The organism is Bacillus sp. FSL R7-0646, assembly GCF_037969865.1.
In the GTDB taxonomy this organism is placed as follows: Bacteria; Bacillota; Bacilli; order Bacillales; family Bacillaceae; genus Bacillus; species Bacillus licheniformis.
Genome location: NZ_CP150217.1, coordinates 2941153 through 2956380, shown reverse-complemented (window position 1 = coordinate 2956380; position 15228 = coordinate 2941153). Strand labels below are relative to the sequence as shown.

13 protein-coding genes are annotated in these 15228 nt (G+C 47.3%); 9 read left to right on the top strand and 4 right to left on the bottom strand.

Annotated features, from left to right (window positions below):
- Positions 1–57: 57 nt before the first annotated feature.
- The 3 genes from MKY62_RS15335 to MKY62_RS15325 form a co-directional block, all read right to left on the bottom strand.
- Entirely contained in the window at positions 58–237 is a 180-nt protein-coding gene (locus tag MKY62_RS15335; RefSeq protein WP_003184347.1) for a hypothetical protein, read from the bottom strand.
- A 112-nt stretch (positions 238–349) separates the two neighbouring features.
- A complete protein-coding gene (gene ytrI, locus MKY62_RS15330; protein WP_003184345.1) occupies positions 350–853 on the bottom strand; it encodes a sporulation membrane protein YtrI in 504 nt (167 codons plus the stop codon).
- Positions 850–1191, bottom strand: a complete 342-nt coding sequence (locus MKY62_RS15325) for a YtrH family sporulation protein (protein WP_003184343.1) — start codon at positions 1189–1191, stop codon at positions 850–852. Before MKY62_RS15325 ends, ytrI begins: the two co-directional genes overlap by 4 nt.
- 139 nt (positions 1192–1330) lie before the next feature.
- Between MKY62_RS15325 and dnaE the strand changes: the two genes are divergently transcribed.
- From dnaE to MKY62_RS15290, 7 genes are all read left to right on the top strand, one after another.
- Entirely contained in the window at positions 1331–4675 is a 3345-nt protein-coding gene (gene dnaE, locus MKY62_RS15320) for a DNA polymerase III subunit alpha (protein WP_011198190.1), read from the top strand.
- A gap of 142 nt (positions 4676–4817) precedes the next feature.
- Complete coding sequence (locus MKY62_RS15315; RefSeq protein ID WP_003184340.1) at positions 4818–6053, top strand: malic enzyme-like NAD(P)-binding protein; 1236 nt, start codon at positions 4818–4820, stop codon at positions 6051–6053.
- A 360-nt stretch (positions 6054–6413) separates the two neighbouring features.
- Complete coding sequence (accD, locus tag MKY62_RS15310; protein WP_003184337.1) at positions 6414–7289, top strand: acetyl-CoA carboxylase, carboxyltransferase subunit beta; 876 nt, start codon at positions 6414–6416, stop codon at positions 7287–7289.
- Entirely contained in the window at positions 7274–8251 is a 978-nt protein-coding gene (accA, locus tag MKY62_RS15305; protein ID WP_003184335.1) for an acetyl-CoA carboxylase carboxyl transferase subunit alpha, read from the top strand. Before accD ends, accA begins: the two co-directional genes overlap by 16 nt.
- 242 nt (positions 8252–8493) lie before the next feature.
- On the top strand, positions 8494–9453 hold the full coding sequence (gene pfkA / locus MKY62_RS15300; protein WP_003184332.1) for a 6-phosphofructokinase: 960 nt from the start codon (positions 8494–8496) through the stop codon (positions 9451–9453).
- A gap of 24 nt (positions 9454–9477) precedes the next feature.
- Entirely contained in the window at positions 9478–11235 is a 1758-nt protein-coding gene (pyk, locus tag MKY62_RS15295) for a pyruvate kinase (protein ID WP_003184329.1), read from the top strand.
- 311 nt (positions 11236–11546) lie between these two features.
- A complete protein-coding gene (locus MKY62_RS15290; protein ID WP_016885592.1) occupies positions 11547–11933 on the top strand; it encodes an FxsA family protein in 387 nt (128 codons plus the stop codon).
- Positions 11934–11973: 40 nt separating this feature from the next.
- Here MKY62_RS15290 and ytvI read toward each other — a convergent pair whose 3' ends face one another.
- Positions 11974–13089 carry a sporulation integral membrane protein YtvI gene (gene ytvI, locus MKY62_RS15285; RefSeq protein WP_016886356.1) on the bottom strand — a complete coding sequence of 372 codons (1116 nt, stop codon included), beginning with the start codon at positions 13087–13089 and terminating at the stop codon, positions 11974–11976.
- 101 nt (positions 13090–13190) lie between these two features.
- Between ytvI and MKY62_RS15280 the strand changes: the two genes are divergently transcribed.
- Together MKY62_RS15280 and citZ are read left to right on the top strand one after the other, a co-directional pair.
- Positions 13191–13655, top strand: a complete 465-nt coding sequence (locus MKY62_RS15280; protein ID WP_003184322.1) for a DUF441 domain-containing protein — start codon at positions 13191–13193, stop codon at positions 13653–13655.
- Positions 13656–14077: 422 nt separating this feature from the next.
- Entirely contained in the window at positions 14078–15196 is a 1119-nt protein-coding gene (gene citZ / locus MKY62_RS15275) for a citrate synthase (protein ID WP_003184320.1), read from the top strand.
- Positions 15197–15228: the final 32 nt, after the last annotated feature.

Genomic DNA, 15228 nt, shown 5'->3' with positions numbered 1-15228 from the left:
AAAAAAGTAAACAGCAGCAAAGTGTAAGCGGATCATTTTACGCACGACAGCTGCTGTTTATTCAGGTATAAACCATGATCCGATATCTGTTACATCCTCATAAACATGGATGTTTTGGGCCTTTAACTCTTTTTTGATAAGGGACGCGAGACTTTCAGTTTCCGCATAAGCCGAGTAGCCCAGCTTGATCCGGTTGACTTTATCTCTTGCCAGCTGATGGTAACTGTAAATGTACATTCTGCTTTCCTCCCTTTTTAAAAAAACTTACATATCGCTTACTGTCAGTTTAAATTAAAATATGGAAAAAAGCGACGAATGCATGTGAATCGTAAAAAAAAATCCATAATTTTTATTCGGAAAAAGAGATTTTGATTTCAACGGAAAGCCGCGTATAAATCGTCAGTTCGGTGACTTTCGCCTTGTACTTTTTATCGTTTATCGTATACTCTTTATTTTCAATCGTCCGCTTTAAAAGCTCCTTCGTCCGGTAGACGCTTTCGATATCCTTTGTAATGACATCTGAAATGTTATCCCGGATATGCTCCTCAAAGTTCATCATGTCCGGCTGTGACAGCTTGTATTGCTTGCCGTTGATCAGCTTGACGTCGACGCTTTGAATCAGCAGTTTTCTTTTATTGTCTTCATTCAGCTTATGCAGATCCTCGCGGTAAATGGTGATCTGGTCATTTAAATCATTGATGCGCTCTTTCTGTTCCCTGATCAAGACGACCTGCTTCTCCTGAAAGGTTCCGTATGTAAACAGGAACACGAACCAGCTGATGATGGCTCCGCACATCATTCCCGCAAAAAAACGCTGCCACCCAGGCTTTTTATAATATGGAGGGATTCTCATGAGGAAATATGCTCCTGTGTGAGCCAGTTGATGATCAGATAACCGGTCTGCGCTCCTCCCATCGCCGAAAGAATCAGGAGAAGCTGTTTTACGATGTCTCTCGTATTGCCTTCGATAATGCCCCTTTCAAAGCTGTAGACCGCATCAAACGTGCCGCCGATTGCCGCAACCAGCGCCCAGATTTTCAGGCGGTTTGCGAGACTTGTAATGATCGTTAAAGGCGGCTGCCCCGACAGATAGGCGCCGATCCCCCCGATTAAACAACCGCCGAGAAGCACTCCAAGCGCAATAAAATAACAGCTGATAAAGTTTGGGAAAAAGGGCTGTTCAGGATCCATTCCGATCACCTCACCTTATCACACTATATGGATAAAGAAAGACAAGTATGATTGTTGATCAAAGAAAGAACATTTGTTTCTCATTCGATCCCATCATATAATGAAAAGAGACGGCTCGAAAAAGGAAGGGGTGACAGAAATGCCTTTTGTTCACCTGCAAGTACATAGCGGTTACAGCTTATTAAACAGCGCCGCTTCCGTAGAGGATCTCACGGCCAAAGCCAAAGAGCTGGGCTACAGCGCAATGGCGCTGACGGATGACGAGGTCATGTACGGGGCGGTGGAATTTTATAAATCATGCAAAAAACGCGGCATCAAGCCGATTATCGGGCTGACGGCTTCTGTTTTAACAGATGAAAAAGAGCAGCTATCATATCCGCTCGTTCTTTTGGCGAAAACAAACAAAGGCTATCAAAACCTGCTGAAAATCAGCAGCGTGTTGCAGTCAAAATCAAAAACCGGCATCAAGGAAAAATGGCTCAAAAGCTATCATGAAGGCCTCATCGCGCTGACAACGGGCGGGACAAGCCATGTTGAAGCGCTGTTGAAAGAAGGGCTGATCGAAGAGGCGAAGGACGCTGCCCTCCGCTGCCTTTCGATCTTTGGAGAGGGCAGCTTCTATTTGTCGTATCAGCCGTACAAGGGAGACCCGCTTCTTTCTGAACGCATTTTAGAGCTAAGCGAACATACGGGAATTCCGATTGCCGCAACCGGCGATGTACGCTACATCGAAAAGGAGGACGCGGCAGCTTACACGTGTTTAAAAGCGATTAAAGCGGGCGAGAAGCTGAACGAAGACATGAAGGCCGAAGGAGATCTGCATCTTGAGCTCAAGCCGCCCGCTGAAATGCTGGACATTTACAGAGATCGTCCGGACGCGTTGGAGAATACAGTCAAAATCGCGGACCGATGCCAGGTGGACCTGAGCCTTGGCCAGACGCGCCTGCCGAAATATCCGGCGCCTTCCGGCAAGAATGCCGACGATTATTTGGCCGAGCTTTGCTTTCTCGGACTGAAAAAACGGTTCGAAGCCGCTCCGAAGGAGTATGTCGAGCGGCTTAAGTATGAGCTGAAAGTGATTCGCGACATGGCTTTCAGCGACTATTTTTTGATCGTCTGGGATTTCATGAAGTTCGCCCACGATAACGGCATTATCACAGGGCCGGGGCGCGGATCGGCGGCCGGTTCTCTCGTCGCTTATACGCTGTTTATCACAGATGTCGATCCGCTTAAGCACAAATTGCTGTTTGAACGGTTTTTAAATCCGGAGCGCATCAGCATGCCCGATATCGATATCGATTTTCCCGATACGAGAAGGGATGAAGTTATTCAGTACGTGAAAAATAAGTACGGGGCACTGCACGTAGCACAAATAACCACGTTCGGTACATTGGCCGCAAAAGCGGCGCTCCGAGACGTCGGCAGGGTGATGGGCATCAGTCCGAAAGAAGCCGACCAGCTGGCGAAGCTGATTCCCTCCAAACCCGGAGTGACGCTGAAAGAGGCGAGAGCACTTTCACCTGAACTTGACAAGCGCCTAAACGGCTCAAAAAAGCTTCAGGACATATTTAAAACGGCGCAGAAAATCGAAGGGCTTCCCCGGCATACGTCCATTCATGCGGCTGGCGTCGTATTGAGCGAGGAGCCGCTGACGAATATCATACCGGTACAGGAAGGTCATGGCGGCGTATATTTAACGCAATATTCGATGGGCTATCTCGAAGACTTGGGACTTTTGAAAATGGATTTTCTCGGCTTGCGCAATTTAACGCTCATTGAATCGATCAAAACGCTGATCGAAAAAAGCGAGCGGGTCACTATCGATTTCTCGGCGATTCCCTATGATGATGAACAGACGTTTAAGCTGCTGGCTGAAGGAGACACGACAGGTATTTTCCAGCTCGAATCAGCCGGCATGAGAAACGTTTTAAAAAGGCTCAAGCCATCGAGCCTTGAAGATATTGTCGCCGTCAATGCCTTGTACCGCCCGGGCCCGATGGAAAACATCCCGCTGTATATCGAAAGGAAGCACGGACGGGTTCCTGTGTCTTATCCGCACGAGGATTTGGCCGATATCCTGAAAGATACGTACGGCGTGATCGTTTATCAGGAACAAATCATGATGATCGCATCCCGGATGGCGGGTTTCAGGCTTGGAGAAGCCGACCTTTTGCGAAGGGCGGTCGGCAAAAAAAACAAGGAAATTCTCGATACAGAGAGAAATCATTTTATTAGTGGATGTTTGAAAAAAGGATATTCCGTACAGGCGGCTAATGAAGTATACGATCTGATTGTGAAATTCGCCAATTACGGTTTTAACCGGAGCCATGCCGTTGCATACAGCATGATCGGCTACCAGCTCGCTTATTTAAAAGCGCATTATCCCCTCTACTTTATGTGCGGCCTCTTGACGAGTGCGATCGGAAATGAGGAAAAGCTTGCTCAGTACATCTATGAAGCAAAAGGGAAAGGGCTGAATGTTCTAGGTCCTTCCATCAATAAGAGCGGCTATCCGTTTGTCGTGGAAAACGGGGCGCTGCGCTACAGTTTAAGAGCTGTTAAAGGCGTCGGGATAGCGGCTGTAAAAGAGATCTACAGAGCCAGAAAAGAAAAGCCGTTCGCAGATTTGTTTGATTTTTGTGTGAGGACTTCTGTGAAAAGCGTAAATCGGAAAACGATTGAAGCCTTAATTTTTGCCGGAGCAATGGATGAATTCGGTGAAAACCGGGCTACTTTGCTCGCTTCTGTCGATGTCGCGCTGGAGCATGCCGAATTGTTTGCAGGAGACAATGATCAGCTAGGCTTCTTTCTCGATGAAGGCTTGACAATCAAGCCGAAGTACGCCGAGACGGAGGAAATGCCGCTCGTCGACCTGCTGGCACACGAGAAGGAAACGCTTGGCATTTACTTTTCTGACCATCCGCTGAGCGTCCACCGCAAGAAACTGGACCGTGCAGGTGCGCTGCCGATTATTCAGCTGCTCGCCTCCGGCCGCAAAAAAGCGGCTCTGGGCGGACTTTTGACGAGGATGAAGACGATCCGCACAAAAACGGGACAGACGATGGCTTTTCTGGAGCTGAGCGATGAAAGCGGGGAAATGGAGGCGGTTGTTTTTCCTGAACAGTTCAGGCAGCTTTCCCCGATCCTGGAAGAAGGCGTATCGCTTTTTGCAGAAGGACGCCTTGAGACAAGGAATGAAAAACGCCAGCTGATTATTTCCGGGGCATCGCTCGTCGAATCGCTTCATGCGAAAAAGCAGCCGTCCGTCTATATTAAAGTGGAGGAAAGCCAGCACACCCACGATATTTTCAAGAAGATCAGCAGCATCCTGCTTGAACACAAAGGGGAAACGCCGGTCTGCGTCTATTATGAAAAACGGAAGCAGACGATGCAGCTGCCGGAAAGCTATAATATCAAGGCTGATCACGCTGCTCTATACAGGCTTAAAAGCGTTGTAGGTGAGAAAAATGTCGTGCTCAGATAGCAGGTATCCTGAGCATTTTTGATCAAAAATGCGGTCAGTTGTGTTATCATTTTTAAGATTCTGGGGTTCGTCTTACAAGAATCTTAAGCAGAAAACGAAGCAAAGTTTTTGGCAAAATTCCCTTGAAGGAGTGTTTGTTAACATGTCATTGAAAGAAAAAGCACTGCATATGCACAAAGTAAACCAGGGCAAATTGGAATCAAAATCAAAAGTGCAGGTTCGCAATGCGGACGATTTAAGCCTTGCATATTCTCCGGGTGTGGCTGAACCCTGCAAAGCGATTTACGATGATAACAGCAAAGTATATGATTATACAATGAAGGGAAACATGGTAGCAGTCGTCTCGGACGGAACGGCTGTGCTCGGCCTCGGCAATATCGGCCCTGAAGCCGCCCTCCCTGTGATGGAAGGAAAAGCGGTTCTTTTCAAAAGCTTTGCCGGTGTGGACGCTTTCCCAATCTGTTTAAATACATCTGATGTCGATAAAATTGTTGAGACGGTCAAGCTGCTTGAGCCGACATTCGGCGGCGTCAACCTTGAAGACATTGCAGCTCCAAACTGTTTTGTCATTGAAGAACGCCTCAAAAAAGAAACGAAAATTCCGGTGTTTCACGATGACCAGCACGGTACAGCAATCGTAACGGTAGCCGGTCTCGTCAATGCGCTTAAGCTGTCCGGCAAAACGATGTCTTCCGTCAAAGTTGTGGCGAACGGCGCCGGCGCAGCGGGAATTGCCATCATTAAGCTTCTTTATCATTTCGGCGTGCGCGACATCATCATGTGCGACACGAAAGGCGCGATCTACGAAGGCCGTCCGAACGGCATGAACGCAGTTAAAGAAGAAGTCGCAAAATATACGAACAAAAACCGCATAGACGGTTCGCTCAAAGACGTGATCAAAGACGCCGATGTCTTTATCGGGGTTTCCGTCGAAGGCGCTCTGACAAAAGAAATGGTTGAAAGCATGGCTGACAAACCGATCATCTTCGCCATGGCGAATCCAAATCCTGAGATCATGCCTGCCGAAGCGCATGAAGCCGGAGCAAGCGTCGTTGGAACGGGACGCTCTGACTTCCCTAACCAAGTGAACAACGTTCTCGCTTTTCCTGGCATCTTCCGCGGGGCGCTCGACGTCCGCGCGACACATATCAACGAGGAGATGAAAATCGCCGCGGTTGAGGCGATCGCGTCACTCGTTTCCGACGAAGAGCTGAGACCTGAATATGTCATTCCGGCTCCGTTCGATCCAAGGGTCGCACCAGCTGTTGCCAAAGCGGTAGCCAAAGCCGCGATGGAAACAGGCGTTGCACGAATCGATGTCGATCCAGAAGAAGTCGCTGAAAAAACAAGAAAGCTTGCAGTGATTGAAGGGAAATAAAAGTCCATTTTTGATCAGCGCGTGATTGCTCTGGCCTAAAGAGCCGTCACGCGCTGTTTATCGAATATGATGTTCGGTTTTTCCTCTTATTGGGGACACTTGTAAGGAAATATTCGGGCTGTGAAAATTTTTTTCAAATCGCTTTTCCGGACTTTTGTATCCGCTCTCAAGGCTGATATATCAATTTGTCAGTCTCTAACCGCATAAAGTGCGATTCGGCTGTTTGCCGGTCAAAAATGTCGAATTGAGGATGACACCGTTTGACAAAAAAAGTACAATAGTTTCGGTATAGTGATGTTCTAGTCTATAAACAGGACAGGCATACATGAAGAAAACCCTTCAGAAAAGGGAGGTAATCTTTTGTTAAAAGATATATTCAGCAAAAAGAAAAAAAAATACGCTTCCGTTCCCGCGGAATCAGCGAAGCAAGATGTACCGGAAGGGATCATGACAAAGTGCCCGGATTGTAAAAAAATCATGCTCACAAAAGAGCTGGATAAAAATTTAAGGGTCTGCATGAATTGCGGTTACCATCTTCAAATGAACGCGAAGCAGCGTATAAAAAGCCTGCTGGACGATGGCTCCTTTGAAGAATTCAATCAGGATATGATGTCTGAAAACCCGCTGGAGTTCCCGGGATACCTTGAAAAATTGCAAAAAGACCGGGAAAAAACGTCGCTGAATGAAGCGGTTGTTACCGGGAAAGGGACGATTGACGGATCTCCGGCGGTCGTGGCCGTGATGGATTCATCTTTCAGAATGGGAAGCATGGGATCTGTCGTTGGCGAAAAAATTACGCTTGCAATCGAAAAGGCAAGAGAAGAAAAAGTACCTTTCATCATTTTTACCGCATCAGGCGGTGCAAGAATGCAGGAAGGCCTTCTCAGCTTGATGCAAATGGCTAAAACAAGCTCCGCTTTGAAGCTGTTCAGCGAAGAGCAGGGCTTGATCATTTCAGTGATGACGCATCCGACAACAGGCGGCGTATCCGCAAGCTTCGCATCCCTCGGCGATTACAACCTTGCCGAACCGGGCGCGCTGATCGGCTTTGCCGGAAGAAGAATTATCGAACAAACCATCCGTGAAGAACTGCCCGAGGATTTTCAGACTGCGGAATTTCTGTTAAAGCATGGCCAGCTTGATTCCGTCGTTCACAGAGCTGACATGAAAAAAACGCTCGGCAGCATTTTGAAAATGCACCAAACTGGAGGTGATCTCGAGTGGCTGGAGAATTAGAATTTGAAAAACCGGTGGTCGAACTGCGTGAAAAGATCTCCGAATTGAAAAAGTTCACACAGGATTCCGATATGGATTTGAGCTCTGAAATTACGAAGCTTGAAGCTCGTCTTGAAAGGCTTGAAGAAGACATTTATACAAATCTGAAAGCCTGGGACAGAGTCCAGATTGCAAGGCACCCGAACCGTCCGACAACGCTCGATTATATCGAACATCTCTTTACCGATTTTTTTGAATGCCACGGAGATCGTTATTTCGGTGATGATGAAGCAATTGTCGGCGGAATTGCCAAGTTCCGGGGTCTTCCTGTGACAGTAATCGGTCAGCAGCGCGGCAAGGATACAAAAGAAAACATCCGCCGCAATTTCGGAATGCCGCATCCTGAAGGCTACCGCAAAGCGCTCAGGCTGATGAAGCAGGCCGACAAATTTAACAGGCCGATCATCTGCTTTATTGATACAAAAGGAGCATACCCGGGCAAAGCAGCTGAAGAGCGGGGGCAAAGCGAAGCGATTGCCAAGAATCTTTTTGAAATGGCGGGACTCTCCGTGCCGGTCATCTCGATCGTCATCGGGGAAGGCGGCAGCGGGGGAGCGCTTGCGCTCGGCGTCGCAAACCGCTTATTGATGCTGGAAAACTCAACTTATTCGGTGATCTCTCCCGAGGGAGCTGCTGCTATCCTCTGGAAGGATTCAGGACTCGCGAAAAAAGCGGCAGAAACAATGAAAATCACCGCTCCGGACCTTAAAGAATTGGATATTATAGATCATGTTATAAAAGAAGTAAGAGGCGGAGCACACCGCGATGTGGAGCAGCAGGCTGCCTACATCGACGAAGCGCTGAAAGGCGAGCTTAAATCCCTGCTGAAACTGGATAAGAACGAGCTGATCCAACAAAGATATAACAAGTATAAGTCAATTGGAAAAATTTCGACTGAAAACCAATATGTTGGGATAAAATAAATAAACGTGAGGCCTTTGGCTCACGTTTATTTTTTATGGGTGAAGGTGAAAAGTGAAAGGATTGTGTCTGCCGCCCGCGATTTTTCAAAGAGTTTGCTTAAAATTTATTTAAAAACTTTTTGTTTAATTGTATAATGAGTAAGGTTTTATAGGGATTTTCGGAAAACTTTCATCCCTTTTTCATTGTTTTAGCGGCAATGAACGTGTTAAGGTAAATTATATATGTTTTCGAGGTGAAAAAGATGAAACGTATCGGAGTATTGACAAGCGGCGGAGATTCCCCGGGAATGAACGCGGCGGTCCGCGCGGTTGTCAGGAAAGCGATCTACCATGACGTAGAAGTATACGGAATTTACAACGGGTATTCAGGTTTAATCAGCGGAAAAATAGAAAAGCTTGAAATCGGTTCTGTCGGAGATATCATTCACCGCGGAGGAACGAAGCTATATACAGCAAGGTGTCCTGAGTTTAAAACGGTAGAAGGACGGGAAAAAGGAATAGCGAATTTAAAAAAATATGGTATAGAAGGATTAGTCGTCATTGGCGGCGACGGTTCTTATATGGGAGCCAAAAAGCTCACAGAACACGGTTTTCCTTGTGTGGGAGTGCCGGGAACGATCGACAATGACATCCCAGGCACAGATCTGACGATCGGATTCGATACGGCGCTAAATACCGTTATCGACGCCATCGATAAAATCAGGGATACAGCTACATCCCATGAACGTACATACGTGATTGAAGTAATGGGCCGCCATGCCGGGGACATTGCTTTATGGTCAGGTTTGGCCGGAGGCGCGGAATCCATTTTGATTCCTGAAGCCGACTACGATATGGAAGAAATTATTGCAAGGCTGAAAAGAGGGCATGAGCGCGGCAAGAAACACAGCATCATCATTGTGGCGGAAGGCGTCGGCAGCGGCGTTGAATTCGGAAAAAGAATTGAAGAAGCCACAAATCTCGAAACTAGAGTATCGGTGCTTGGACATATCCAGCGCGGCGGTTCCCCGACTGCAGCAGACCGCGTATTGGCAAGCCGTCTAGGGGCATTTGCGGTTGAACTGCTTCTTGAAGGAAAAGGCGGACGTTGTGTAGGAATTCAAAATAACCAGCTTGTGCATCATGATATCATTGAAATACTCGAGCAAAAACATACAATTGATCAAAGCATGTACCGCTTGTCTCAAGAACTGTCAATCTAGTGTAAAACCCGAGGAGGAAGCAATATGAGAAAGACTAAAATAGTTTGTACAATTGGACCGGCCAGCGAAAGTGTTGAAAAGCTCACCCAGCTGATGGAAGCCGGAATGAACGTGGCGCGCCTGAACTTTTCCCATGGAGATTTCGAAGAGCACGGCGCAAGAATTAAAAACATTCGTGAAGCAGCCGGCAAGCTGGGAAAAGATATCGGCATCCTTCTTGACACGAAAGGGCCTGAAATCCGCACGCACACAATGGAAAACGGTTCGATCGAACTGGCAGCGGGTTCTCAGCTGATCGTTTCAATGGACGAAGCCATCGGTACGCCTGATAAAATCTCAGTTACATATGATGGGTTGATTCACGATGTGTCAGTCGGTTCAACGATTTTGCTTGACGATGGATTGATCGGACTTGAAGTCACTGACATAAACAAGGACAAGCGTGAAATCGTCACGAAAGTGATGAACAGCGGAACGTTGAAAAACAAAAAAGGCGTGAATGTGCCGGGCGTCAGCGTCAATCTTCCGGGAATTACGGAAAAAGATGCAAACGACATCGTATTCGGCATCGAGCAGGGCGTTGATTTCATCGCGGCATCCTTTGTGCGCCGTCCGTCGGATGTCCTTGAAATCCGCGAACTTCTTGAAGAGCACAATGCGGCAGATATTCAAATCATTCCAAAAATCGAAAACCAGGAAGGCGTTGACAACATCGATGCCATTCTTGAAGTATCAGACGGTCTGATGGTTGCGCGTGGAGACCTGGGTGTAGAAATCCCTGCCGAAGAAGTGCCGCTCGTTCAAAAAGAACTGATCAAAAAATGCAATGCGCTTGGCAAGCCTGTCATCACGGCTACCCAAATGCTCGACAGCATGCAGCGCAATCCGCGTCCGACACGCGCGGAAGCGAGCGACGTTGCCAATGCGATCTTTGACGGAACTGACGCAATCATGCTTTCAGGTGAAACGGCAGCGGGAAATTATCCTGTTGAAGCCGTTCAGACGATGCACAATATCGCTTCCCGTTCAGAAGAAGCGCTCAACCATAAAAAAATCCTTTCCGCACGAAGCAAGCAAGTCAGCATGTCAATTACGGATGCGATCGGCCAATCTGTGGCGCATACGGCAATCAACCTTGATGTGAATGCCATCGTCACACCGACGGAAAGCGGCCATACGGCGAGAATGATTTCCAAATATCGCCCGCAGGCGCCGATTGTTGCAGTTACGGTAAACGATGCGGTGTCAAGAAAGCTGTCACTTGTGTTCGGGGTTTTCGCAACAAGCGGACAAAACCACAGCTCCACTGACGAAATGCTTGAAAAAGCGGTGCAAAAATCACTCGATACAGGCATCGTACGCCACGGCGACTTGATCGTTATCACGGCCGGAGCTGTCGGTGAAGCCGGTACAACAAACTTGATGAAAGTGTATGTTGTCGGAGACGTGGTCGCAAAAGGCCAGGGCATCGGACGCAAATCCGCGTTTGGTGAAGTGGTCATCGCTCAAAACGCACAAGAAGCGGCCAAAAAAATGAAAGATGGCGCCGTTTTAGTTACAAAAAGCACGGATCGTGACATGATGGCATCCCTTGAAAAAGCGGCTGCGCTGATTACGGAAGAAGGCGGCTTAACAAGCCACGCGGCAGTCGTAGGCTTAAGCCTTGGCATCCCTGTCATCGTCGGAATGGAAAATGCGACTTCCATTCTGAAAGAGGGAGAAGACATCACGGTCGACTCCGCCCGCGGAGCTGTTTACAAAGGACGTGCAAGCGTGCTTTAATCGCTTATTGAAGAAGAAGGGAAGCTTTCCCCTTCTTTTAGATTTATGACAAAATCCTAAAACGTTTTTCAGTTTTAGGATTTTGTCATCCTTCAATTCAGCGTGATTGAAAACCCTTGCAGTCTAGGAAGGCCGAGCATCGGAGCGGAGCGAATGTTGGAATTCGTGAGCACTGACGCGCAGGCCTGACAACGAATGCGAGGGTTTGACAACACGCTGGAAGAAGGGAAGCTTTCCCTTCTTTTTTTGCAGGCGGCACAAGAAAATAGGGCGGCCGTTCGCTTCCAATTTAGAATTATGAGGTGAAAAAAATGAAGTTTTTCTTATTATTTCTCGTCATTTTTCCAGCGAGTGAAATCGGTCTGTTCCTCTTGTCCGCTAATTGGATCGGTGTGCTGCCGACCGTTTTGCTGATCATTTTGACGGGCTTTCTCGGGGCCGCTCTCGCCAAAAAACAAGGAATCGAAGTCTACTACAAAGTCCAGCGCGATCTTCAGTACGGAAAGATGCCTGGGGACGCGATTTTGGACGGGCTTTGTATTTTCATAGGGGGCATGCTGCTTTTGCTGCCCGGTTTTTTATCGGATATCATCGGTTTACTGCTGCTGCTGCCGGCAACGCGCGGCCGTTTCAAACCATTTATCTCCCGCAAGCTGAAGAGAATGTCTGAAGGCAGGCGGATCAACATTATCAAATAACCCGATAAGCGGCAGCCCGCATGGAAAAGCAGGCTGCCGCTTATTTTTCATTTCCTTTAATAAACAGCCATATGTCTCTAAAAATACCTGTTGTAAAGAGAGCCTGAATGAGAACGAGAAGGGCGGGGCCCATGACCAATCCGAGAAAGCCAAACAATTTGAAACCGGCAAACAGCGCGATTAATGTTCCCAAAGGATGAAGTCCGATTGACCGGCTTAAAATCTTCGGTTCGGCAAGCTGCCTGAAGACAAGTACGACGATGTACAGAATTCCAAGGCCGATCGCCAGCGGCAGCTGCTTGGCCGCTGCTAAATAGACAATCCACGGCACAAATACAGACCCGGCCCCCAAATACGGCAGCAGGTCGACCAGCCCGATCAGAAAAGCGATCGCCACAGCATGATTGACTTTCAACACGGAAAGCCCGATCAACACGAGCACCATGGTCATCGCCACAAGGGTAAGCTGGGCCTTCACAAAGCCTGCCAGCGCTTTTTTCAATTCCGCATAGACAGCCGCTGCACCCGAGATCAGCCGATCAGGAAGCACAGACCGCGCCTTGTTTTGTATTTTATGCAGATCTTTGCTGATAAAAAAAGTGGCCAGGAGCGAAAAGATCAGCACGGCCGCCATATTCGGCAGAAAGGCGAAAAAAAGGGGCACCGTCTCAAGAATTTTTGAAAGCAATAAAGCCGTGCCTGAAGCGAGTTCACTGCCCAAATTTTGGACCTGTGTAATGATCGATTCCTGCTGGGCGGCTTCAAGGCCGTCAAAAAAAGCGGCCAGCTGATTATACAGCGGCATGATCTGATCCGTAAAAAACGATTCGATATAAAGAGCGGCTTTATTAAACTGGAGGGGAAGTATTTTAGCCAAATAGGCCGTTCCAGAGACGATCTCGGCAACGACCAGTGTCAAAAAGCCGGCTCCGGCGGTCAAAAAGCCGAACAGAACGATTCCGACATTGACGCCTCTCGGGAACCCGGTCAGCTTATCGAGCCATTCCACAAAAGGATTGATCATGATGGCGAGAATAAGCGCAATCACAAAAGGATAGGTTAACGGAAAAGAGTAGTAGCCGACCGCTCCGCAAACAGCGGTCAAAAACAGCACATACACTGCCCGAAGCGCAGCTGTAAGATAGGATTGGTTCAATTCTGCATCCTCCTGATATTAGAAAGCATGTCCTTATTTCATTTTATTCTTGAGTCCTGTTATTATGAGAAAGGTCATAAAAAAATGGAGTTGAATACAGCATGTTTACTCAAGCTAATTTATTTTTGATCCTGCTTTTGGCCATCGCTTTAATCGCGAAAAATCAGTCGTTGATCATCGCTGTATCCGTCCTGCTTTTGATCAAGCTGATCGGCCTCGATCAAAAGCTGTTTCCAGCCATCCAATCCAAAGGGATCAACTGGGGCGTTACCGTTATTACAATTGCGGTTCTTGTGCCGATCGCAACAGGAGAGATCGGCTTTAAACAGCTTGGCGAAGCGATGAAGTCATATTACGCATGGATCGCACTCGGAGCGGGCATTCTCGTAGCATTGATCGCCAAAAACGGGATCACATTGCTTGCAGAAGACCCGCATATCACGACCGCTCTTGTATTTGGAACGATTTTAGCGGTCGCTTTATTCAAAGGCGTTGCCGTCGGCCCGCTGATCGGTGCCGGGATTGCCTATCTTGTCATGCAGGCCGTCCAGCATTTCACATCTTAGAAATGTGCGCGCTCCCCCTGTTTCAGGGGGTTTTTTAGTTTGAAAAAAACTTTCGCTACTAAAAAAATTTCAGCCCCGTATTTTTTTAAAAAAACATAATTAAATGTAAATAATACAGTTAAAACTACTAAGAATCTGTAAATAGAAGTCAGCTGGGCCAAAAAATAAGAAAAAAAAACTATAGTTAAACATTTAACAAATGTCTGATAATTGTTTATAATATAAATATGCTTAATCTTTATTAAGCATATCGGAGTATCGAACGGTATATAGAAACGCACGATTGTTTTATTTGAAAAACGATTTAATGTAAGCATTTTCTTTTTGGATTAAAGAAGATGTATACGTCATGCGTTGTTTTTGCTCCTGGGTTTTGGTTTAATTTTAAAAGGGGAAATTTTTAAAAAAAGGGAGAGATGAGTATGACAGCAACACGCGGCCTTGAAGGGGTAGTCGCCACTACATCATCAGTAAGTTCAATTATTGATGATACTCTTACATATGTAGGGTATAACATCGATGATTTGACAGAAAAAGCTAGCTTTGAAGAAGTTGTTTATCTGCTTTGGCATTTAAAGCTGCCGAACAAAGAGGAGCTTGCCGAGCTTAAAAAACAGCTTTCTGAAAATGCCGGCATCCCCAAAGAAGTCATTGACCATTTCAAATCCTACCCGAATGGAAAAGTCCACCCGATGGCAGCTCTTCGGACAGCCGTTTCTTTACTCGGGCTGTTTGACGAAGAAGCAGATCAAATGGATGCGGAAGCAAACTACAGAAAAGCGGTGCGTCTCCAAGCGAAGATGCCTGCGCTTGTCGCTGCTTTTTCAAGAATCCGCAAAGGGCTTGAGCCGATCGAGCCGAATCCGGAACTCGGCTTTGCAGCCAACTTTCTCTACATGCTGAATGGAAAAGAACCTTCACCTGTCGAAGTGGAAGCGTTTGACAAAGCATTGATCCTTCATGCGGATCATGAGCTGAACGCATCTACGTTCACAGCCAGAGTATGCGTCGCGACGCTTTCAGACGTTTACTCAGGGATAACGGCCGCAATCGGAGCCTTGAAAGGTCCGCTTCACGGCGGAGCAAACGAAGCAGTTATGAAAATGCTTTCAGAGATTGGCGAGGTTGAAAACGTAGATTCATATATCCACGCCAAGCTTGAAAAGAAAGAAAAGATCATGGGGTTCGGCCACCGCGTATACCGCCAGGGCGATCCCCGCGCAAAACATTTGAAGGAAATGAGCAGGCGTTTGACGAATTTAACGGGTGAAAGCAAATGGTATGAGATTTCAGAGCGGACTGAGGAAATCGTCACGTCTCAGAAAAAGCTGCCGCCAAACGTAGACTTTTATTCTGCGTCGGTTTATCATAGCTTAGGAATCGACCATGATCTGTTTACGCCGATTTTTGCGATCAGCAGGGTATCAGGCTGGCTCGCTCACATTCTTGAACAGTATGAAAATAACCGCCTGATTCGTCCGCGGGCTGACTACACCGGCCCTGACATGCAGACGTTCATTCCGATTGAAGAAAGAAGCTGACCGTTTGAAAAGAGGCTGCTCGAGCTTCGTTC

Bases quoted from the DNA above. Each gene is read 5' to 3' on its own strand.
- MKY62_RS15335 (WP_003184347.1), bottom strand. From the start codon at position 237: ATGTACATTTACAGTTACCATCAGCTGGCAAGAGATAAAGTCAACCGG.
- ytrI (WP_003184345.1), bottom strand. From the start codon at position 853: ATGAGAATCCCTCCATATTATAAAAAGCCTGGGTGGCAGCGTTTTTTT.
- MKY62_RS15325 (WP_003184343.1), bottom strand. From the start codon at position 1,191: ATGGATCCTGAACAGCCCTTTTTCCCAAACTTTATCAGCTGTTATTTT.
- dnaE (WP_011198190.1), top strand. From the start codon at position 1,331: ATGCCTTTTGTTCACCTGCAAGTACATAGCGGTTACAGCTTATTAAAC.
- MKY62_RS15315 (WP_003184340.1), top strand. From the start codon at position 4,818: ATGTCATTGAAAGAAAAAGCACTGCATATGCACAAAGTAAACCAGGGC.
- pfkA (WP_003184332.1), top strand. From the start codon at position 8,494: ATGAAACGTATCGGAGTATTGACAAGCGGCGGAGATTCCCCGGGAATG.
- pyk (WP_003184329.1), top strand. From the start codon at position 9,478: ATGAGAAAGACTAAAATAGTTTGTACAATTGGACCGGCCAGCGAAAGT.
- MKY62_RS15290 (WP_016885592.1), top strand. From the start codon at position 11,547: ATGAAGTTTTTCTTATTATTTCTCGTCATTTTTCCAGCGAGTGAAATC.
- MKY62_RS15280 (WP_003184322.1), top strand. From the start codon at position 13,191: ATGTTTACTCAAGCTAATTTATTTTTGATCCTGCTTTTGGCCATCGCT.
- citZ (WP_003184320.1), top strand. From the start codon at position 14,078: ATGACAGCAACACGCGGCCTTGAAGGGGTAGTCGCCACTACATCATCA.